1 protein-coding gene is annotated in these 1,165 nt (G+C 27.7%); it reads right to left on the reverse strand.

Annotated elements, in window-relative coordinates; genetic code table 11:
* A partial coding sequence (locus tag L8U00_RS07770; protein WP_263709112.1) for a cache domain-containing protein occupies nt 1–896 on the reverse strand: 896 nt, incomplete at its 3' end.
* Nucleotides 897–1,165: the final 269 nt, after the last annotated feature.

The following is a 1,165-nucleotide window of genomic DNA, read 5'->3' on the forward strand; positions in this document are numbered from 1 at the left end:
ATAATACTTGTAAAAATAACTATAATGGCTTGTATATAAGCTATTTTCTCACTTGATTGAGAAATTGTATCAATATACGCCATATTACATACTGTATATCCATCTATGTTATCACACATTGCAAGTCTTTCATTTCCTTCTTTGCTAGTATAAAAGAATGGTTCACCATCTTTTACTTTGCTAAATCCATCCGCCACAATAGCAACATTTGGATCGCTTCCAATATAATTTTTATTTGTTGAAACAAATGAAAAACGATTTTTATCATAAATAAAAGACGCACCTGGCATTTGTTTAAGACTATCTTCTAAATCTTTAACCAAAATATCGATTGCTAACACTCCTATAAAATTACCATCTTTGTATATTGGCATGGCATAAGTAAAGCAAGGCAAGCCTGTTGTAACATCAATATAAGAAGGAGTGATATATAGGCTATTATTTTTCATTGCCTCTATATAAAATTCTCTTGTTCTTGCATCATAATTATCAGCTTTTCCATAAATTCCATAGTCTAAGCCTTTGCTATCGCTATCTGGATCACTTACTATTAATTCTCCATTTGGTTGAGCTAGATAAACCGCTAGAAAATTACCAGAATCTCTGAATGATCTTAATTGATAGCCTATGTTATCCATTAATTTTTCAGCAGAATTTAAATCAGAATAAGGGTGTCTAAGTATAGTTTCGCTTAGTTTTTTTAATGAATCGGATGTATCATCTTTGAAATTAACCATAAGATTTTTTGTAGAAATTAAACGATTTTGCTCAGAATTAACAATTTCTTGAAAAAGAGCATCTTTAACAAAAATAAATGTTACAATTCCTAGAATCAAAAGGCATACAATTGCTATGATATTTGCAATCAAAGCAACTTTTAATTTAACACTTTTCACTGCTTTTCTCCTATAAAATATTTTTGTAATTATAAAAATATTTTTTGCAATGAAAAATTAATTGTGATTTAATATTGTAAATTCTGTAAAAAGATTGTTAATTTGAAGAAATAAATTTGAAAGTCTTACTAAGCTAATTAGTTTACTAATCAATCCACCTTTATATCAAACTAAACCCATTAAGGGTTTAGTTAATTATTTAAAACTTTTTCTTTCTAGCATCCTCTAAGATATCATTAGCTATTCTGTTTACATTATCAGATATAGCT

The organism is Campylobacter sp. IFREMER_LSEM_CL2256 (assembly GCF_025771645.1).
In the GTDB taxonomy this organism is placed as follows: Bacteria; Campylobacterota; Campylobacteria; order Campylobacterales; family Campylobacteraceae; genus Campylobacter_D.